Raw genomic sequence first — 20,061 nt, forward strand, 5'->3', positions numbered from 1 at the left:
TACCATTGTCGGCTTTGGTCGATTCGCGAGCTTAATGCAGCGGCGCGCATCCACCGGCTTCACGCTTGTCAAAGTTAGTCCAAAACCGCCACTCGCAAAGGAAAACCGTCATGGCTTACGAAGCAGCATCCGAGCGTTACTCCTCGCAGATGCAATACCGCACGTGCGGCAAGAGCGGGCTCAAACTGCCGGCGTTGTCGCTCGGCCTCTGGCATAACTTCGGCGATACGACGCCCATTTCGACGCAGCGCGACATTCTGCGCACCGCGTTCGATCTCGGCGTCACGCACTTCGATCTGGCGAACAACTACGGGCCGCCGTACGGCAGCGCGGAGACCAACTTCGGCCGTCTCTTCAAGGACGACTTCAAGCCGTATCGCGACGAACTGCTGATCTCGACGAAAGCCGGCTGGGACATGTGGCCGGGTCCGTACGGGCAGGGCGGCGGTTCGCGCAAGTACGTGCTGGCGAGCCTGGATCAGAGCCTGAAGCGGATGGGGCTGGATTACGTCGATATTTTCTACTCGCATCGCTTCGATGCCGATACGCCGCTCGAAGAGACCGCCGGCGCGCTCGCGACCGCCGTGCATTCGGGCAAGGCGCTGTATGTCGGCATCTCCTCGTATTCGGCGGCCAAGACGCGCGAAATGGCGAAGCTGCTCGCCGAGCACAAGGTGCCGCTCTTAATCCATCAGCCGTCGTACAACATGCTGAATCGCTGGATCGAAGAAGAACTGCTGGATACGCTCGACGACATCGGCGCGGGCAGCATTGCGTTCACGCCGCTCGCGCAAGGCTTGCTCACGAGCAAGTACCTGAACGGCGTGCCGCAGGATGCGCGCGTCAACAAGCCGGGCGGCGGATCGCTCAAGCAGGAGCACTTGAGCCAGGAGAATCTGGACCACGTGCGCAAGCTGAACGAACTGGCCCAGCGGCGCGGCCAGAGCCTCGCGCAGATGGCGCTGTCATGGGCGCTGCGCGGCGGGCGCGTGACTTCCGTGCTAATCGGCGCGAGCCGCGCGGAGCAAGTCACCGAAAACGTCGGCGCGTTGAGCAATCTGGAGTTCAGTGCCGACGAGCTCGCCGAAATCGACAAGTTCGCGCAGGAAGGCGGCATCAACCTGTGGGAGAAGCCGTCGACGGATCAGCGCATCTGAAGCGCCACGCGCGCGCTGCGCCGCCTTCCGGCAGAAGGGTAATTCGGAAGGCGCGCGGCTTCGGTTGCTATCATGCAGGCGCGCGGTTCATTCGCTGCTCACCGGCAGCGAACTCGATTTTGCGGCGCGTGGCGGATCGTCACGCGCTGCTGGCGATCCGGCCCGACGACGCCCGGCGGCTATCGAGTTAGAATAGCCGATTGCGCCCATGCAACGCCCGGCTCCATGAATGCCGACGCGGGACTGCCGCATACACGCCGCATCTGGCCGAAAACTCGGAAAAACGCAGTTCACCGATCCTTTCGCGCGGCGTCGAGCGGTCCGCGTTGCGGCGTCGAGCCCGTGAGCGTCACCGTTTTCGCATAGTCCAAGAAGCCATGAGCAACCTCAACTCTCAAACCGTTCTGAGCGTCCACCACTGGACCGACACGCTTTTCAGTTTCACCTGCACTCGCGACGCCTCGTTCCGCTTTGAGAACGGCCAGTTCACGATGGTGGGCCTCGAAGTCGACGGCAAGCCGCTCCTGCGCGCCTACAGCCTCGCGAGCGCGAACTACGAAGAGCATCTCGAATTCCTGAGCATCAAGGTGCCGGACGGCCCGCTCACCTCGCGCCTCCAGCATTTGAAAGTGGGCGATTCCGTGCTGATCGGCAAGAAGCCGACCGGCACGCTCGTCGCGGACAACCTGCTGCCGGGCAAGACGCTGTGGCTGCTCTCCACGGGCACGGGCCTCGCGCCGTTCATGTCGATCATCAAAGATCCGGACGTCTACGACCGCTACGAGAAGATCGTGCTGACGCACACGTGCCGTTTCGTCGATGAACTCGCGTACAAGGACTTCATCACCGAACATCTGCCGGCGCACGAGCACATCGGCGAAATCGTGTCGGAGAAGCTCGTCTATTACCCGACCGTCACGCGCGAAGAATTCGCAAACCGCGGCCGCATTACGGATCTGATCGAAACGAAGAAGCTGTTCGCGGACCTGTCCGTGGAGCCGTTTTCGATCGAAAACGACCGCGTGATGCTGTGCGGCAGCCCGCACATGCTGCGCGACACGCGTCAGTTGCTCGATTCCCTGGGGTTCCAGGAAGGCAGCAACAACCATCCGGGACATTACGTCGTGGAGAAGGCGTTCGTCGGCTGATTGTCGGCCACGCGTCGTCGCAAGAAAAGCCGGGGCATTCGCTCCGGTTTTTTTTCGCCTGCGCGCGGGCCGCTTGTTACATTCGGCGGAGGCGTTCTGCTTGCGCACTTGGCGCGCTACTGTTGTCAACCCACATGAAGTTCGCGCGCCGAAGCCTTGCCAGCCATGGATTTATCATATTTTTGAGATATGATGCGATCACCCCGAGGCGATGCGCGAAACGTGCATCGTCCGTCTTCGATGTTACAGAGTGTAAATTGAGTTACGCCGACTCGTGATGCCGTCGAGGACGTAGCTCGACTTGCGCTCAAAGCGAGGAAAGAATGAACCCGTCGGCTGTGATCGCGCTGGATGAGCGCGCACCGTCCCGCGCCACGCTGCGCGGCGTTTCGTCACCGACGCCGGACGCATCCGGCTCACCGTTCTCCGCTCTGATCGACGCGAAGCTGGAAGGCGACCGCGAAACTCACCGCCTGCGTGCCCGACTTCGCGATCTCGCCGCGCAAGTCTGCCAGGCCGATGAACGCGCCCGCCGCAGCCTCGCTGGCGATCTGCACGACGAAGCCGGCGCTATCCTTACTGCCGCCAACCTCACGATAGCACGCGCAGAATTCCTGCTTCCCGCCAATGCTTCCGCCGCCTGCGCCGACGCACTGCGTCAGGCGCGCGAGTGTCTGGCCGAAGTCGCCGAGACGAGTCACCGCATCGTGGAAGGGCTGCACGCGCCCGCCCTCGACGACGGATTGGCCGCCGCGCTCGCCGAATGGCTCGCGAGCTTCGGCGCACGCGCTGGGCTCGCCATCAATTTATCTTGTTCGGTTGAAATTTACGCGCAACGGCTGCCGCAGGGCATCGCGGTGGCGCTCTTTCGCATCGCGCAGGAATCGCTCGGCAACGTCGCGCGGCACGCGCACGCGACGCGCGCAAATGTGACACTGGCAGCGGACGACGATGCGCTGACGCTTGTCGTGGAAGACGATGGCATCGGCATCACGCCGGCTGCTCGCCGCAAAGCCGGGCGCTTCGGGCTCGCCAGCATGCGGTCGCGCTGCGAGGCGTTCGGCGGCACGTTGCGCGTGGCCGCGTCGAAAACGGGCGGCACCTGCGTGCGCGCCCGCCTGCCGTGGACAGCCGCGCCGCGCCCCGCGCTGCGCGCGGTCAACGCTTGAGCGCGTCATGACGCTCAAGATTCTTCTCGCCGACGATCACGCCATCGTGCGCCGTGGCGTCGCGCAATTGCTGCTGGAGCGCGGCGTCGCGTCGGAACTCAGCGAAGCGGACACGGGCGCGCAGGCTTTGGCGCTCGCCGGGCGAGCCGCATTCGACGCCGTGCTGCTCGATATCTCGCTACCGGACATCAACGGACTCGACGTGCTCAAGCGCCTGAAGCGCGACACGCCGCGTCTGCCGGTTCTGATGTTCTCGATGTATCGCGAGGATCAATACGCGGTGCGGGCGCTGAAGGCGGGCGCGTCGGGGTATCTGTCCAAAACGGCCGACCCGGCAGTGATGATCCGCGCGGTTCAGCAGGTCGCCGCCGGCCGCAAATACGTCAGCCCGGAAATGGCGGAGGCGCTCGCGACGTACGTCTCGCTGGACAGCGAACGCAAGCCGCACGAGAACCTGTCCGACCGCGAATTCCAGACGCTCTGCATGCTCGCGTCCGGCAAGCGGCTGACCGACATCGCCAATGCGCTGTCGTTGTCGGTCAAGACGGTCAGCGTGTATCGCACGCGCCTGCTCGACAAAATGAAGCTCGCCAACAACGCGGAACTGACGTTCTACGTCCTCAGCAACCGCCTCGTCGACATGAATCCGGCGATCGCGAGCTGACATGTATTTATCTCACACAAGATAAAATTTCGCCGATTGCCCAATCTGTGGGCATTCCCGAAGTCTCCGATACAATCGCGGGTTTTCCCGCAGCAGGGCGCGCGAGCGCCGCATGGAGACTTATCGCAATGTCGTTGTTCCGCAAGAAAAACATCGAGCACATGCTGGCCGGCGCGCACAGCACGTCGCTTAAGAAAACGCTTGGCGCGCTGGATCTGACGTTCCTCGGCATCGGCGCGATCATCGGCACGGGTATTTTCGTGCTGACCGGCACGGGCGCCGTGCAGGCCGGGCCGGCGCTCATGGTGGCGTTCATCGTCGCGGCCATCGCCTGCTGCTTCGCGGCGCTCGCCTACGCGGAGTTTTCATCGACGATTCCGGTCGCCGGTTCCATCTACACCTATTCGTACGCGACGCTCGGCGAGCTGGCCGCGTGGATCATCGGCTGGGATCTGATGCTCGAATACGGGCTCGCGACGTCCGCCGTTTCCGTCGGATGGTCGGGGTATCTGCAATCGCTGCTATCGGGCTTCGGCATCGGCCTGCCGACGGTGCTCACCGCCGCGCCCGGCGCACTGCCTGGCCACGTGACGTACTTCAACCTGCCCGCATTCCTCGTGATGATGGTCATCACGTGGCTGCTGTCGATCGGCGTGAAGGAATCCACGCGCATCAACAACGTCATGGTCGCGATCAAAGTCACGGTCGTGCTGCTGGTGATCGCGGTCGGCGTGTTCCACGTCAAGCCGGCGAACTGGCACCCGTTCATGCCGCAAGGCTGGTCCGGCGTGTTCGGCGCGGCGGCGGTGATGTTCTTCGCGTTCATCGGCTTCGATTCGGTGTCGTCGGCGGCCGAAGAAGTGAAGAATCCGAAGCGCGATCTGCCCATCGGGATCATTTCGTCGCTCGCGGTGTGCGCGGTGCTGTACGTGGCGGTGGCGGCGGTCGTGACGGGCATCGTGCCGGCGGCGCAGTTCGCGAACATCTCGCATCCGGTGTCGTATGCGCTGCAAGTGGCGGGTCAGAACTGGGTGGCCGGTTTCATCGACCTGGGCGCGGTGCTCGGCATGCTGACCGTGATTCTCGTCATGAGCTACGGCCAGACGCGCATCATCTACGCGATGTCGCGTGACGGACTGCTGCCCGCGAAGCTGTCGAGCGTGCATCCGCGTTACGCGACGCCGTTCTTCACGACGTGGCTCGTCGGCATTTTCTTCGGCCTGATCGGCGCGCTGGTGCCGCTCAACGTGCTGGCCGAACTGATCAACATCGGCACGCTCGCAGCGTTCTCGATGGTCTCCATCGCCGTGCTGATCCTGCGCCGCACGCATCCCGAACTGCCGCGCGCGTTCCGCTGCCCCGGCGTGCCGGTCGTGCCGATTCTCGCGGTGGCGTCGTGCCTCTTCCTGATGTTGAATCTGACGAAGACGACGTGGATCGCTTTCATCGTATGGCTCGTGATCGGGCTCGTGATTTACTTCGTCTACTCGCGCCGTCATTCCGCGCTGGGCCGCGTCGAGGCGCAGCCGGCGATCGCGAAGCCCGTCAAGCGCGAAACCGTGACGCACTGACCGTTCGTATGATCGTTCGGCGAAAGCGCCGTCCCTCGGGGCGGCGCTTTTTTTTTTCGCCCGGCGGCGCGCGCGGCACGGGCGTGCGCCTAATAGCGACGCCCGCTGATTTGTGCTTTACTCGCCGTACACATAACACGAATTCCCAGCCGGACGCGACGCGCGGGCAGGTAGAGACGTGGTGACATGCGTGGCCCGCGTGGTCGGAGTGACGTTAAGGCTGGTCCATCCCCTTGCAATCATGCAAGGACCGCGGTGAGGCGAGAAGCCCGCCCGCGGTCGACAAGGAGACAGTAATGACGCTCAGCATCAGCCTGACGGTCAACGGCAAACCCGTGACCGCGAAGGTCGAACCGCATGTCCTGCTCGTCCAGTTTCTCCGCGAAAACCTCGCGCTCACCGGCACGCACGTCGGCTGCGATACCGCGCAGTGCGGCGCGTGCACCGTTCATCTCGATGGCCGCGCGATCAAGTCGTGCAACATCCTCGCCGCGCAGGCCGACGGCATGAGCGTGACGACCATCGAAGGCGTGTCGAAAGACGGCCAGCTTCATCCGATGCAGGCGGCGTTCAAGGAATGCCACGGCCTGCAATGCGGCTTCTGCACGCCGGGCATGGTCATGAGCGCGAGCGCGCTCGCCGCCGAATCGCCCGATCTCACCGAAGAAGAAGTCCGCGATCAACTCGACGGCAATCTGTGCCGCTGCACGGGCTATCACAACATCGTGAAAGCGGTCCTCGAAGGCGCGCGGAACATGAAAGCGGACGCCTGACTTCCCATTTCCCTCTTCGACACCCCGAATCGCGCCTATCACGGAGACCGCGATGAATGCCCCTGAGCAACAGAAACTGATCGGCGCTGGCGTCAAGCGCAAAGAAGACTATCGCTTCCTGACGGGCGCGGGCCAGTACACCGACGACGTCGTGCTGCCGCGCCAGAGCTTCGGCGTGTTCCTGCGCTCGCCGCACGCCCACGCGCGGATTCGCAGCATCGATATCGGGCAGGCGCTGGCGTCGCCCGGCGTGATCGGCGTGTTCACCGGCAAGGATCTCGCGGGCGAAAACGTCGGCGGCTTGCCTTGCGGATGGCTGATCCACAGCACGGACGGCTCGCCGATGCACGAGCCGCCGCATCCCGTCATCGCGCACGAGAAGGTCTTGCATGTGGGCGATCAGGTGGCGCTCGTCGTCGCGGAATCGGTCAAGGAAGCAAAGGACGCGCTCGAACTGATCGAGGTCGATTACGAAGAACTGCCCGCTATCGTCGATACGGGCAGCGCGTCCGACGCCGGCCAGCCGCTCGTGCACGACAGCGTGCCGAACAACGTCTGCTACAACTGGGGCCACGGCGACAAGGCCCGCACCGACGCCGCGTTCGCGCAGGCCGCGCACGTGACGACGCTCGATATCGTGAACCAGCGGCTCGTGCCGAACGCCATCGAGCCGCGCGCCGTCAACGCGAGCTATTCGAAGCACGACGATAGCTACACGGTCTACGTCGCGAATCAGAATCCGCACGTCGAGCGCCTGCTGATGGCGGCGTTCGTGCTGTCGCTGCCGGAATCGAAGCTGCGCGTGATCGCTCCGGACGTGGGCGGCGGCTTCGGCTCGAAGATCTTTCTGTATGCGGAAGATGTCGCGCTGACGTGGGCGTCGAAGAAAGTCGGGCGTCCGATCAAATGGACCGCCGAGCGTTCCGAAGCCTTTCTCTCCGACGCCCACGGCCGCGACCACGTGACGAAAGCCGAACTCGCGCTCGATAACGACGGCAAGTTCCTCGCGATGCGCGTCCACACGACGGCGAACATGGGCGCGTATTTGTCGACGTTTGCCTCGTCGGTGCCGACCGTGCTCTACGCGACGCTGCTCGCCGGCCAGTACGCCACGCCCGCCATCTACGCCGAAGTGAAGGCGGTGTTCACGAACACCGTTCCGGTCGATGCCTATCGCGGCGCGGGCCGCCCGGAAGCCACGTACGTCGTGGAACGGCTCGTGGAGACGGCGGCGCGCGAACTGAACATCGATCCGGTCGAACTGCGCCGCCGCAACTTCATCCGCGAGTTTCCGTATGCGACGCCGGTCGGCCTCACCTACGACACCGGCGACTACGACGCGTGCCTGAACCGCGCGCTGGAACTCGCGGACGTCGCGGGATTCGCCGCGCGTCGCGTGCAGTCGGAGAAGGAAGGCAAGCTGCGCGGCATCGGCTATTCGTGCTACATCGAGGCGTGCGGGCTTGCGCCGTCGAACGTGGCGGGCGCGCTCGGCGCGCGGGCCGGGCTTTTCGAAGCGGGCGAAGTGCGCGTGCATCCGACCGGCTCCGTCACCGTGTTCACCGGCTCGCACAGCCACGGTCAGGGCCACGAGACGACCTTCGCGCAAGTGGTCGCGGACCGGCTCGGCGTCGCGATCGAAAACGTCGAGGTCATTCACGGCGACACCGGGCGCATTCCGTTCGGCATGGGCACGTATGGATCGCGTTCGATTTCGGTCGGCGGCTCCGCGATCATGAAGGCGCTGGACAAGATCGAAGCGAAGGCGAAGAAGATCGCCGCGCATCTGCTGGAAGCATCGGCCGAAGACATCGAGTTTTCGAACGGCGTGTTCCGCGTCGCGGGCACGGACCGCACGAAGGGCTTCGCGGAGGTCTCGCTCGCCGCCTACGTGCCGCACAACTTCCCGCTCGAGACCATGGAGCCGGGCCTAAACGAAAACGCGTTCTACGATCCGACGAACTTCACGTATCCGTCCGGCGCGTACGTGTGCGAGGTGGAAGTGGATCGCGATACCGGCGAAACGCGCATCCAGAAGTTCACCGCCGTCGACGATTTCGGCAACGTCATCAATCCGATGATCGTGGAAGGGCAAGTGCACGGCGGGCTGGGGCAGGGCATCGGCCAGGCCATGCTGGAACGCTGCGTGTACGACAAGGAGAGCGGCCAGTTGCTTTCCGGCTCGTTCATGGATTACGCGATGCCGCACGCCATCGACTTGCCGAGCTTCACCGTCGAGACCGCGAAGGGCACGCCGTGCACGCACAATCCGCTCGGCGTCAAGGGCTGCGGCGAGGCGGGCGCGATCGGCTCGCCGCCCGCCGTCATCAACGCGATTCTCGATGCCCTCGCGCCGCTCGGCGTCAAGGACTTGCAGATGCCCGCGACGCCGCATCGCGTCTGGACCGCGATGCACGACGCCCAAACCGCCTGACGGAGACCGACATGTACGCATTCGACTATCAACGGCCGGACGAGGCGCAAGCGGCGGTGGCGGCGCTTTCCGGGAACGGCGACGCCAAATATCTCGCAGGCGGGCAAAGCCTTCTGCCGACCATGCGTTTGCGGCTCGCGCAGCCGTCCGCGCTCGTGGATGTGACGCGCATCGCGTCGATGAAGACCATCACGCTCGACGCAGACAAGCTGACCATCGGCGGCGCGATGTGCCACGCGCATGTCGGCGCGAACGCCGACGTCAAGAAGGCGCTGCCGGGCCTGGCCGATCTCGCGAGCCGCATCGGCGACCGGCAGGTGCGCGAGCGCGGGACCATCGGCGGCTCGCTCGCCAACGACGATCCCGCCGCGTGCTATCCGTCCGCCGTGCTCGCGCTGAACGCGACCATCGTGACGGACCGCCGCCGCATCGCCGCCGACGACTTTTTCCTCGGCATGTACGAGACCGCGCTGGAACCCGACGAACTGATCACCGCAGTCGAGTTTCCGCTGGCCGAGCGCGCGGGCTACGAGAAGTTTCGCAATCCCGCGTCGCACTTCGCGCTCGTCGGCGTGTTCGTCGCGAAACATGCGGACGGCGTGCGCGTCGGCGTGACCGGCGCGGCGCCTTCCGCGTTCCGGCCGAAGGAACTGGAAGCGGCGCTGTCGAAGGACTTCTCGGTGGCGTCGGCGCGCAGCGTGACAATTCCCGCCGACGGACTCAACGACGACATGCACGCGAGCGCCGCCTATCGGGCGCATCTGATTCCGGTGCTCGCGGGCCGCGCGATCGAGCGCGCGCTGTCGTTTCCGGCGTGATGTTCGACGAACCGGCTTCCATCGACGAGACGCTCGCGCGGCTGCGCGAGCAGCAGTACTTCGCGAGCCGCGAACTTGCGACGGCGCTTTTCCTCTCGCTGAAGATGCAGCGCCCGCTCTTTCTGGAAGGCGAGCCGGGCGTCGGCAAGACGGAACTGGCGAAGGCGGCGGCTGGCTTGTGCGGCACGACGCTTCTGCGTCTGCAATGCTACGAAGGGCTCGATACGGCGAGCGCGCTTTACGAATGGGACTATCCGCGTCAGATCATGGCGCTGCGGCTCGCGGAGGCAGCGGGCGAAACGCCGTCGAACGATTCGCTGTATCGCGGCGAATTCCTGCTGAAGCGGCCGCTCTTGCAGGCGCTCATGCCCGATCCCGCGAACGCCGACGCGCGGCGCGTGCTGCTGATCGATGAAATCGACCGCGCCGACGAACCGTTCGAAGCGTTTCTGCTCGAGCTTCTGTCGGACTTTCAGGTGTCGATTCCCGAGTACGGCACGGTGCGCGCGGCGCGGCCGCCGCTCGTCGTGATGACGTCGAACCGCACGCGCGAAGTACATGATGCGTTGAAGCGCCGCTGTCTGTATCAGTGGATCGGCTATCCGGCGCGCGATGTCGAGCTGGACATCGTCGCGGCGCGTGCGCCGGAGGCGGGCAGCGCGTTGCAGGCGCGGGCCGTCGCGTTTGTTCATCAGCTGCGCACGATGGACCTGTTCAAGGCGCCGGGCGTCGCGGAAACGATCGACTGGTGCCGCGCGCTCGCGGCGCTCTCGGTGTCGGAACTCGATCCGCAATCCGTGCAGGACACGCTCGGCGTGCTGCTGAAATATCAGGACGATCTCGCGCGCATGGACGCCGCGACGCTCGCGCACTGTCTCTCGGCGGCGCGGGCATGACCCTGCCACCGTTCGCGCGCAACGTCGTCCACTTCGTGCGCTTGCTGCGCGGCGCGGGGCTCGGCATGTCGCCGGCGCAGGCGGTCGATGCGCTCGACGCGCTGCGCTTCATCGATCTCGGCCGCCGCGACGACGTGCGCGCCGCGCTCGCGTGCCTGCTCGTCCATGCGAGCGACGAGCGCGATATCTTCGATTCCGCGTTCGATCTCTTCTGGCGCGATCCCGACTGGGAAAGCAAGCTGCGCGCGCTTTTGCTGCCGAAAATCCAAAGCGCGGCGCCGCCGCCGAAGCGCAACAATCGTCTCGCCGATGCGCTCGCCACGCGCGCCGACGCACCCGAGACGCCGGCGCGCGAAACAGAGCCCGAAGAGACGCACGCGCGCCTGTCGTTCAGCGCGCAGGAACGCCTGAGTCAGCGGGATTTCGACACGCTCACCGCCGACGAATGGCGCGCGCTGCGGCATCAGATTCGCGCGCACCGCCTGCCGCTCGCCACCGAGCCGACGCGCCGGCTGAAGGCGGCGTCGCGCGGCACGCACGCGGACTTGCGCGCGAGCGCGCGGCAAGCGGTCCGCGCGGGCGGCGACTGGACCGTGTGGAAGTATCGCGCGGTGGTGGAGCGCAGGCCGCCGCTCGTCCTGCTGCTCGACATCTCCGGTTCGATGAGCGCGTATTCGCGCGCCGTGCTGTACTACTGCCACGCGCTTTTGCAATCGCGCGAACGCTTGCAGGTCTTTTTGTTCGGCACGCGCCTCACGAACGCGACGCGCGCGTTGCGCGAGCGCGATCCGGATATCGCCGTGAGCGCGCTCGGCGCGCAGGTGGCGGACTGGTCGGGCGGCACGCGCATCGGCGCGGCGCTCGCGGAATTCAACCGGCGCTGGGCGCGTCGCGTGCTGGCGGGCCGCGCGACCGTGTTGCTCGTCACCGACGGGCTGGATCACGAGGCCATCGACGTGCTCGATGCGGAAATGGCGCGGCTCAGGCGCTTCGCACATCGGCTGGTGTGGCTCAATCCGCTGCTGCGATTTGCCGGCTTCACGCCGCGTGCGCGAGGCGTGCGCGCGATCCTGCCGCACGTCGATGCGATGCTCGCGGCTCACAACCTCGACAGCCTGGCCGCTGTCGGACGGGAAATGGCCGCGCTTTCGGCGCGCGGCGTGCCCCGAATGCCAGGAGGACACACGCAATGGAACTGACCGAAACGCATACCTTGCCGGTGCCGCAGGCGCGCGCGTGGGAGGCGCTCAACGACACGGCCATCCTGAAAGCCTGCATTCCCGGCTGCGACAGCATCGAAGCGGACGGCGAAAATGCCTATGCCGTCGGGATGACTGCCGCCGTCGGCCCGGTCAAGGCACGCTTCAAGGGACGCATGGAACTGACGCAGATCGACGCGCCGCATACCTATACGATCGTCTTCGAAGGTCAGGGCGGCGCGGCGGGCTTCAGCAAGGGCAGCGCGAAGGTGAATCTCGAACCGGGCGAGGACGCGGACACCACGACGCTCACGTACAGCGCGCACGCGCAGGTGGGCGGCAAACTCGCGCAGATCGGCTCGCGGCTCGTGGACGGCGCAGCGCGTAAGATCGCGGGTGAGTTTTTCAAGCGATTCGGCGCGCAGTTGCAGGGCGCGGGCGAAGTCGAGCAAGCGCAGCAGGCGCAGGATGGCGCCGCGGACGGATCGGACGGATCGGACGGATCGGACGAACCCGACGACTCGGCCGGCGGCGAGAAGGAAGAGAAAGGAAAGAAATCATGGACAGCGTGGATCTCGAAGTCCTGAAGAACAGCGCGCGATGGCTCGAAGAAGGGCATCGGGCGTTGCTGGTCACGGTGGTCAAGACGTGGGGCTCGTCGCCCCGGCCCGAGGGCGCGATGCTCGCCGTGCGCGACGACGGCCACGTGGTCGGCTCGGTGTCGGGCGGCTGCATCGAAGACGATCTGATCGACCGTGTGCGGCAGCGGGGCATCGAGCAGACGAAGCCGGAAGCAGTGAAATACGGCATCAGCGCGGAGGAGGCGCATCGCTTCGGCCTGCCGTGCGGCGGCACCATCCAGCTCGTGCTGGAGCCGCTCACGCGCGAAAGCGGCATCGCGGAACTGTGCGCGGCGGTGGAGAGCGGGCAGCTCGTCGCGCGCACGCTCGACATGGCGACGGGCGCGGCGCGCCTCGAACCCGCGCAGGCCACCGACGGCGTGCTCTTCGATGACGCGAAGCTTCTGACCATCCACGGTCCGCGCTATCGGATGCTCGTGATCGGCGCGGGACAGTTGTCGCGCTATCTATGCAGCATCGCGGTCGGCCTCGATTATCAGGTGACTGTCTGCGATCCGCGCGAGGAATACACGGACGAGTGGGACGTGCCTGGCACCACCGTCGTGCGAACCATGCCCGACGACACCGTGATGGACATGAAGCTCGACGAGCGTTGCGCGGTGATCGCACTCACGCACGATCCGAAGCTCGACGATCTCGCGCTCATGGAGGCGCTGAAAACGCCAGCGTTCTATGTGGGCGCGCTCGGTTCGCGTCGCAATAACGCGGCGCGGCGCGAGCGTCTCAAAGAGTTCGATTTGAGCGATGCCGAGCTTGCGCGGTTGCATGGCCCGGTCGGCATCTATATCGGCAGCCGGACGCCGCCGGAGATTGCCGTATCGATCCTGGCGGAAGTGACGGCGGCGAAGAACGGCGTGTCGCTGCCCGAACTGCTGCAAGTGGAAGGCGCGAAGGCGGCGCGCGAAGTGGCCGGGAAGAGCGAAGTGTGCGGCGTGTGACGTCTGCGCCGCCGTTGCCGCTTACATCAGCCCGCACACGATCATCGCGACGAGCGACACCGTCACGATTGCCGCGCCGGCCGTGCGCCGCTTGTTCAGCTCGGTCCACAGCAGCACGCCCGTCAACGACAGCAGGATGAGGCTGCCGGCGAGCGTATCGATGAGCAGCACCCAGCCGACGCTCAAGCCGACGCCCTTGTGCAGGTTCGTCAGCATCGCGAGGAACGTGTTCTCGGTGCGCTTGACGGAGACGAAGTTGTTGCCGACCCAGTACTCCGCCATCACGCTGCTGCCCGGCGACGCGATCATGGTCGACCACTGTTCCGGCTGCATCGCGCGCTTGTCGCCCCAGCCGACCGGATGCGCCGGCTCGCGCCGCGTGCGGCCCAGCTTGCCGTCGAGTTTCAGTTCCTGTTTGAGCCACACGCCCATGTCGCGCGGCGATTTGAAACCGGCCGCAGGCAGCGGAAGTTGCATCTGCGAGACCTGCGGCTCGCCGGTCGAGACGCGCAGCGGCGGCGCGCGGTGATTCAGCAGAAAGCCCGTCACGCCGAACAGCAGCCCGAGCAGCGCGCCCCACAAGCCGACCCAGCCGTGCACCTTGCGTAGCCACTTGAGGAACGTCGAGCGGCGCGAGCGGTTCTTGCGCACGGCTTGCTCGGCGTCGTCCATCAGGCGTCCATGCGGACGGTATCGAGCGGCGTCGCTCGTCGGCTGGGGATTGAAAGTGTCAGGCGCGTTCAAGCGTCTCTCCGGGATCGGCAGGTTCGTCGGCAACGCCGCGCCCCAATTGACCTGTCGAGAGCCATCGGTTAAGGCGGGCAAATGAGAATCGTTATCATTGCACGCCGAAACGCCTGACACAATGCTTTCTGGCGGCGCGGTGACGCCGCTTCATCACGAAAAATTTCAGACCGCCCAGAGCGGCCCCTCCTGCATCGCGCCGATCTGTTCGCGCAATTCGAGAATGCGGTCTTCCCAATAACGCTGCGTGTTGAACCACGGGAACGCGGCGGGGAATGCCGGGTCGTCCCAGCGGCGCGCGAGCCACGCGGCGTAATGGATCAGCCGCAGCGTTCGGAGCGCCTCGATCAGATGCAGTTCGCGCTCGTCGAAGTCGCAGAAATCTTCGTAGCCCGAAAGCAGGTCGGCGAGCGCACGCGACGCTTCCGCGCGGCCGCCCGGAAGCAAGAGCCACAGATCCTGAATGGCCGGCCCCATGCGGCTGTCGTCGAAATCGACGAAATGCGGCCCCGCGTCCGTCCACAGCACGTTGCTCGGATGACAGTCGCCGTGCATGCGCAGATGCCGCACGTCGCCGGCGCGCTCGAAGCATTGTGCGACGCCGTCGAGCGCCATGGATACGGCGCGCTCGTAGGCTTCGCGCACGTCGTCGGGCACGAAGCGATGCGTCAGCAGAAACTCGCGTGGCTCGTAGCCGAACGTGTGGATGTCGAGCGTCGGGCGCTCACGATACGGCTCGATGCCGCCGACCGCATGAAGGCGCCCGATGAAGCGGCCAAGCCATTCGAGCGTCTCGCGGTTGTCGAGATCCGGCGCGCGGCCGCCGCGCCGCTCGAAGATGGCGAGGCGAAAGCCTTCGAATTCGTGGAGCGTCGCGCCTTCCAGCACGCGCGCGGGAACCGCCGGAATCTCGCGCGCGGCGAGGTTCGCGACGAACGCGTGCTCTTCGAGAATCGCTTCGTTGGACCAGCGCCCCGGCCGATAGAACTTCGCGATGACTGGCGGCCCGTCTTCGACGCCCACCTGATACACGCGGTTCTCGTAGCTGTTGAGCGACAGCAGGCGGCCGTCGGTGCGAGCGTCGGCGGACAACAGCACGCGGTCGACGGCGTCGAGCACGCGTTCGGGCGTGAGGCCCGCGAAAGGCGGCGCGGCGTCGGATGCCGGCACGCCGGCGGAGTCGGAATGATGTGAGTTCATTCCGGCATTGTGCGCCTTCGCGCGGCGGGCATCAGCGCGGCCTCAACTGGCCGCGCATCGTCGCGCATCGCCGCGTTCCCGAAACCGCTCAATGAACGACCGAATTCGCCGGACGCACGATATCGCCCGTATCGATCAGGTCTTCGAGAAAGAACGGCTCCGTGTTAAGCAGCTGGGTGACGCCGGGCTCGCCCGCGTACCACGCGACCATGGCCATGTCGCCGAGAATGCGCATGACGATGCCGCGCGCGCCCTGAGGCACGGCAATATGCACGGAGCGGACAATCGAACCGATTTGCATGATGAAACCCCGTTTCCATGCCGGCTCAATGGGACGCCGGTCATATGTTCCAACAGCACAGGCTTTTGACGGCGAGTGCACCAGACAATCGCCGCGTCATTGTTGCGCGAAGCGCGACCAGCGCGGCTTTCATGAACGATTGTGCGCTTACTTTAGCCTATGCCGACGCGCAAACGCGATGCCCAATGCAGCCATATGTTGCCCAACGCAGACGTTTGCCGCATGAGTGCTGTCTGCGGCACATGGAATGCACCGCTGCATCAGGCAAAACCCTGAGGAACGGCGTATCGTTACGCGTTTGTCGTATTAAGCGGAGACTTCATTCGTGAACGCATCACCCGCGCCGAAGGGCACCGAGCGTCCGGACGCCGCGCCCGCCGATACATATCTGGAGCGCGGTTCGCGTGCGTACTGGCGCGCGTCGCTCGCATTGCTGTTCGCGGGCTACGCGACGTTTTCCCTGCTGTACTGCGTGCAGCCGCTGCTTCCGGAGTTCACCAAAAGCTTCGGCGTGAGCCCGGCGGTGAGCGCGCTGGCGGTGTCCGTGAGCACGGCGGCGCTCGCCGTCGCCATTTTCGTCGCAGGACTCGTCTCCGAGAGCTGGAGCCGGCATCGGCTGATGACGCTTTCGCTGCTGGCGTCGTCCGTGCTGACGGTCATCGCGGCGCTGCTGCCGAACTGGCATGCGCTGCTCGTCGTGCGGGCGCTGGAGGGCTTCGCGCTCGGCGGCGTGCCGGCTGTCGCGATGGCGTATCTCGCGGAGGAAGTGCATCCCGAAGGACTCGGCCTCGCGATGGGTCTCTACGTCGGCGGAACGGCGATCGGCGGCATGGCCGGGCGCGTGATCAGCGGCGTGCTCGCGGACTTTTTCGGATGGCGCGTGGCGATTGGCGGAATCGGCGTGCTGGGACTGCTCGCGACGCTCGCGTTCCGGTCGCTGCTGCCGCCCTCGCGACGCTTCGAGCCGCGGCGCGGCGTCGGGTTCGCGCATCACCGGCGCTCGCTCGCCGGACATTTGCGGCATGGCGGATTGCCGTTCCTCTTTCTGATCGGCTTCGTGCTGATGGGCAGTTTCGTCACCGTGTACAACTACGTCGGCTATCGGCTGCTGGGTGCGCCGTTCGGGCTGAACCAGACGCAGATCGGCGCGATCTTCACCGTCTATCTGGCGGGCGTGGTCGCGTCGCCGTGGTCCGGCAAGATGGCGGACGCCTTCGGACGCGGCCGCGTGCTGATCGCGGCGTTTCTGCTGATGATGACCGGCATCGCGCTGACGCTTTCGATGTCGCTGCCGGTCATCATCGGCGGAATCGCTTGCCTCACGTTCGGCTTCTTCGCGGGGCATTCGGTGGCGAGCGGCTGGGTCGGGCGGCTCGCGACGCAGGCGAAAGGGCAGGCCGCCGCGCTCTATCTGCTGGCGTATTACCTGGGATCGAGCCTGATCGGTTCGTATGGCGGCCACTTCTGGACCGCGTTCGGCTGGCCGGGCGTGGTCGGCTTGATCGCCGGGCTGCTTCTGATCGGGGTCGCGGGCGCGGCGTATCTGAATAGCCGCGAACGGGCGCTCGTCCGTCCGTAGAAAGCGAAATGAAATCGGACGAAACTTAGGGTTTTACCGCGTTCGCTTAATAACGTGCGGCGCAAAGCCTTGTGTCCCAAGGCTTCGCGCACTGTCGACGCGCAGTGTTTCGCGACGACGGCGCAACACGCTCCTTCCCGCCGCCTATACTCGAATCGTCGATGCGCGGTTTCGCACCGGCACCATTCGAGCAAGAAAAGCAGGACGATGGGAGACGCACCATGACGTATTTCACGATCAGCGACTTCATTCTGATCATCCCGATGGCGCTTGCTGGCGCGCTGTTTCTCGGCGCTATTCCGTGCGCATCGCACTTCAGGAACAACGTGCTTCGAGCGTGCGGCGCACTCGTGGGCGTGCTCGTCGCGTTTCTGCTCGTGGAGGGCTTGCCCGCGCTGATATGACGGCGCGCGACATTCGCCGCGCGCCTTCCGCTACTTACAGGTGCTGGCCGAGGAACGTCAGCGTGCGGCCGTGCGCGAGCGCCGACGCCTTCGCGTTGTACGACGCGCGATCGCCGCAGTTGAAGCCGTGGTCCGCGGCCGGATAGACATATAGCTCCGAATCCGCGCGGCCCGCGAAACGCTGGCGCACCGCGTCGACGGCGTCGGCGGGAATGTGCGCGTCGAGTTCGCCGTAGTGGAACTGGATCGGCGCGTTCACCTGATCGGCCTTGTCCAGCTGATTCTGGATGCCGCCGCCGTAATACGCCACGGCCGCATCCACCGAACCTTGCGCAGCCGCGAGATACGCGAGCCGGCCGCCGAAGCAATAGCCGATCGCCGCGACCTTGCCGCTCACCTCCGGCAACGCGCGCAGGGCTTTTGCCGCTGCGCCGACATCCGCGACGGCGGCATCCACGTTGGTCTTTTGCAGCAGCTCCATCGCTTTTTCACGATCCGCGCCTTCGTAACCCAGTTCGACGCGCGGCTGCGTGCGCCAGAAGACGTCCGGCGCCAGCGCGACATAACCATCGGCGGCGTATTGATCGGCGACGCTGCGGATATGCGCGTTCACGCCGAAGATCTCCTGGAGGATGATGACGGCGGGGCCCGTCCCCGACTTGGGCAGCGCGAGATAGCCCTGGAAGCTGCCGCCGTCGGCGGGAATGTCGATCCATCGGGAAGTCACGGTTACGGTCACGTCGAAGCTCCTTGCTTGGTTGACTGATGAGAACGCAGGCGAGTGAGTGTGCCAGCTTTCCCTTTCAGTCGCCTGAGCGCGGTCCGTCGTTGCCGGTTTGCAGGCACGGCGATTGACGAGGCAGGCGATTTTTAGAGTCCACTGCCTAAAAACACGCGTTAAACGGCTTTTGAAACCGGCTAATGGCGAAGGAGGGCGCGGGATTATCGGCGGACTTGCGAAAGAACTAGAAGGCCGGCCAAAGCCGGGCTTCTCGGCGCGATCGCCACCACAAACGCGCGGCGTTCTCAACTGGCCGTTAATCGGTAGTCGCACCAGTATCTTAAAAAACTTCCCTAAATTAATTTGACAACTCTACACTTCTCGCGCGGTGCGGATGGCGGCTGCCACAAACAGCCGGCCGGAAGGACTTGCCAAGTGCAATACGATGCATCCGGCGTGGTCGTCCACGGGACTGAGCGATCGTGATGAAAGACGGGGCACAGGGCGATTACGTTGTTTTTGGGACCGAAACTGGAGACTTACATGAATACCAAGCTTCACAAAGTGTTGCCGATCAGCGCCGCAGCCGTGCTGTTCGCTACGTTGGCAACGTCCGCAGCAGCCGACCAGGTCGTGAAGATCGGTCACGTCGCTCCGCTGACCGGCGGGATCGCTCACTTGGGTAAGGACAACGAAAACGGCGCGCGGCTCGCAGTCGAAGAGATCAACGCCAAGGGTCTCACCATCGGCGGCCAGAAGATCACGCTGCAACTGGACCCGCAAGACGATGCAGCCGACCCGCGTACCGCCACGCAAGTTGCGCAGAAGCTCGTCGACGACAAGGTTGTCGCAGTCGTCGGCCACCTGAACTCCGGCACGTCCATCCCGGCATCGAAGATTTATAGCGACGCGGGCATCGTCCAGATCTCGCCGTCCGCGACCAACCCGACCTACACGCAGCAAGGCTTCAAGACGACGTACCGCGTCGTCGCGACCGACGCGCAGCAAGGCCCGGCGCTCGCGAACTACGCGGCCAAGAACCTGAAAGTGAAGAGCGTCGCAGTCGTCGACGATTCGACCGCCTACGGCCAGGGTCTCGCGAACGAGTTCGAGAAGACCGCGAAGTCGCTGGGTCTGAAGGTCGTTTCGCACGACGCGACCAACGACAAGGCTGTCGACTTCCGCGCGATTCTGACGAAGATCAAGGGCGAGAACCCCGACGCCGTGATGTACGGCGGCATGGACGCGACCGGCGGCCCGTTCGCGAAGCAGGCGAAGCAGCTCGGCCTGCGCGCCAAGGTGCTCGCGGGCGACGGCGTCTGCACGGAAAAGCTGGCCGACCTGGCCGGCGACGCGACCGACAACGTCGTGTGCTCGGAAGCAGGCATGGCGCTGGAGAAGATGGAAGGCGGTCAGGCGTTCGCCGCGAAGTATCAGAAGCGTTTCGGCCAGCCGATCCAGATCTACGCGCCGTTCACGTATGACGCGGTGTACATCATCGTCGACGCGATGAAGCGCGCGAACTCGGTCGATCCGGCCAAGATTCTCGCCGCGATGCCGAACACGGACTACAAGGGCGTGATCGGCCAGACGACCTTCGATTCGAAGGGCGATCTGAAGCACGGCGTGATCTCGCTGTATGACTACAAGGCAGGCAAGAAGACGCTGCTCGACGTCGTCAAGATGTAATCGCAGTCGGGCGCG

Annotated in this window: 19 protein-coding genes; 15 read left to right on the plus strand and 4 right to left on the minus strand. The window is 65.1% G+C overall.

Translation table 11 applies throughout. The annotated features are described in order from the left end of the window. The first annotated feature begins 110 nt into the window (after nt 1-110). The 12 genes from mgrA to GV035_RS24130 all read left to right on the plus strand — a co-directional run bounded on the left by mgrA (nt 111) and on the right by GV035_RS24130 (nt 13,408). Nucleotides 111-1,157, plus strand: a complete 1,047-nt coding sequence (gene mgrA, locus GV035_RS24075; RefSeq protein ID WP_159837403.1) for an L-glyceraldehyde 3-phosphate reductase — start codon at nt 111-113, stop codon at nt 1,155-1,157. Between the two features lie 377 nt (nt 1,158-1,534). Then, on the plus strand, nt 1,535-2,305 hold the full coding sequence (locus GV035_RS24080; RefSeq protein WP_159837404.1) for a ferredoxin--NADP reductase: 771 nt from the start codon (nt 1,535-1,537) through the stop codon (nt 2,303-2,305). 323 nt (nt 2,306-2,628) lie between these two features. Further along, complete coding sequence (locus GV035_RS24085) at nt 2,629-3,474, plus strand: sensor histidine kinase (protein ID WP_159837405.1); 846 nt, start codon at nt 2,629-2,631, stop codon at nt 3,472-3,474. Between the two features lie 7 nt (nt 3,475-3,481). Then, complete coding sequence (gene rqpR, locus GV035_RS24090) at nt 3,482-4,138, plus strand: response regulator transcription factor RqpR (protein ID WP_159837406.1); 657 nt, start codon at nt 3,482-3,484, stop codon at nt 4,136-4,138. 128 nt (nt 4,139-4,266) lie between these two features. After that, nucleotides 4,267-5,709 (plus strand): amino acid permease, encoded by a 1,443-nt coding sequence (locus GV035_RS24095; RefSeq protein ID WP_159837407.1) that lies wholly within the window; start codon nt 4,267-4,269, stop codon nt 5,707-5,709. 296 nt (nt 5,710-6,005) lie between these two features. Continuing rightward, nucleotides 6,006-6,482 carry a (2Fe-2S)-binding protein gene (locus GV035_RS24100; RefSeq protein WP_159837408.1) on the plus strand — a complete coding sequence of 159 codons (477 nt, stop codon included), beginning with the start codon at nt 6,006-6,008 and terminating at the stop codon, nt 6,480-6,482. Between the two features lie 52 nt (nt 6,483-6,534). Continuing rightward, nucleotides 6,535-8,916 carry a xanthine dehydrogenase family protein molybdopterin-binding subunit gene (locus tag GV035_RS24105; RefSeq protein ID WP_159837409.1) on the plus strand — a complete coding sequence of 794 codons (2,382 nt, stop codon included), beginning with the start codon at nt 6,535-6,537 and terminating at the stop codon, nt 8,914-8,916. An 11-nt stretch (nt 8,917-8,927) separates the two neighbouring features. Continuing rightward, nucleotides 8,928-9,734 carry an FAD binding domain-containing protein gene (locus GV035_RS24110; protein ID WP_159837410.1) on the plus strand — a complete coding sequence of 269 codons (807 nt, stop codon included), beginning with the start codon at nt 8,928-8,930 and terminating at the stop codon, nt 9,732-9,734. Beyond that, nucleotides 9,734-10,630: an AAA family ATPase gene (locus GV035_RS24115; protein WP_159837411.1), complete on the plus strand. Its 897-nt coding sequence runs from the start codon at nt 9,734-9,736 to the stop codon at nt 10,628-10,630. Before GV035_RS24110 ends, GV035_RS24115 begins: the two co-directional genes overlap by 1 nt. Then, nucleotides 10,627-11,829 carry a vWA domain-containing protein gene (locus GV035_RS24120; RefSeq protein ID WP_159837412.1) on the plus strand — a complete coding sequence of 401 codons (1,203 nt, stop codon included), beginning with the start codon at nt 10,627-10,629 and terminating at the stop codon, nt 11,827-11,829. The genes GV035_RS24115 and GV035_RS24120 overlap by 4 nt, the downstream gene beginning before the upstream one ends. Next, nucleotides 11,820-12,416: a CoxG family protein gene (locus GV035_RS24125; protein ID WP_159837413.1), complete on the plus strand. Its 597-nt coding sequence runs from the start codon at nt 11,820-11,822 to the stop codon at nt 12,414-12,416. Before GV035_RS24120 ends, GV035_RS24125 begins: the two co-directional genes overlap by 10 nt. Then, nucleotides 12,389-13,408: an XdhC family protein gene (locus tag GV035_RS24130; RefSeq protein ID WP_159837414.1), complete on the plus strand. Its 1,020-nt coding sequence runs from the start codon at nt 12,389-12,391 to the stop codon at nt 13,406-13,408. Before GV035_RS24125 ends, GV035_RS24130 begins: the two co-directional genes overlap by 28 nt. Before the next feature lie 21 nt (nt 13,409-13,429). On the opposite strand, the gene GV035_RS24135 is transcribed toward GV035_RS24130, so the two are convergent. The 3 genes from GV035_RS24135 to GV035_RS24145 all read right to left on the minus strand — a co-directional run bounded on the left by GV035_RS24135 (nt 13,430) and on the right by GV035_RS24145 (nt 15,653). Beyond that, a complete protein-coding gene (locus GV035_RS24135; protein ID WP_201304023.1) occupies nt 13,430-14,152 on the minus strand; it encodes a PepSY-associated TM helix domain-containing protein in 723 nt (240 codons plus the stop codon). A gap of 165 nt (nt 14,153-14,317) precedes the next feature. Then, nucleotides 14,318-15,352 carry a serine/threonine protein kinase gene (locus GV035_RS24140; RefSeq protein WP_159837415.1) on the minus strand — a complete coding sequence of 345 codons (1,035 nt, stop codon included), beginning with the start codon at nt 15,350-15,352 and terminating at the stop codon, nt 14,318-14,320. A gap of 88 nt (nt 15,353-15,440) precedes the next feature. After that, on the minus strand, nt 15,441-15,653 hold the full coding sequence (locus GV035_RS24145; RefSeq protein ID WP_159837416.1) for a hypothetical protein: 213 nt from the start codon (nt 15,651-15,653) through the stop codon (nt 15,441-15,443). A gap of 325 nt (nt 15,654-15,978) precedes the next feature. On the opposite strand from GV035_RS24145, the gene GV035_RS24150 reads away from it, so the two are divergent. Beyond that, the gene (locus GV035_RS24150) at nt 15,979-17,232 is read left to right on the plus strand and encodes an MFS transporter (RefSeq protein WP_159837417.1); all 1,254 of its coding nucleotides are present in this window, start codon (nt 15,979-15,981) and stop codon (nt 17,230-17,232) included. A gap of 221 nt (nt 17,233-17,453) precedes the next feature. Continuing rightward, nucleotides 17,454-17,636: a hypothetical protein gene (locus GV035_RS24155; RefSeq protein ID WP_159837418.1), complete on the plus strand. Its 183-nt coding sequence runs from the start codon at nt 17,454-17,456 to the stop codon at nt 17,634-17,636. A gap of 34 nt (nt 17,637-17,670) precedes the next feature. On the opposite strand, the gene GV035_RS24160 is transcribed toward GV035_RS24155, so the two are convergent. Continuing rightward, complete coding sequence (locus tag GV035_RS24160) at nt 17,671-18,375, minus strand: dienelactone hydrolase family protein (protein WP_159837419.1); 705 nt, start codon at nt 18,373-18,375, stop codon at nt 17,671-17,673. A 525-nt stretch (nt 18,376-18,900) separates the two neighbouring features. Here GV035_RS24160 and GV035_RS24165 point away from each other — a divergent pair. Then, nucleotides 18,901-20,046, plus strand: coding sequence for a branched-chain amino acid ABC transporter substrate-binding protein (locus tag GV035_RS24165; RefSeq protein ID WP_159837420.1), 1,146 nt, complete (start codon nt 18,901-18,903; stop codon nt 20,044-20,046). The last annotated feature ends 15 nt before the right edge of the window (nt 20,047-20,061 follow it).

This window comes from Burkholderia sp. 8Y (assembly GCF_902506145.1).
Taxonomy (GTDB): domain Bacteria; phylum Pseudomonadota; class Gammaproteobacteria; order Burkholderiales; family Burkholderiaceae; genus Caballeronia.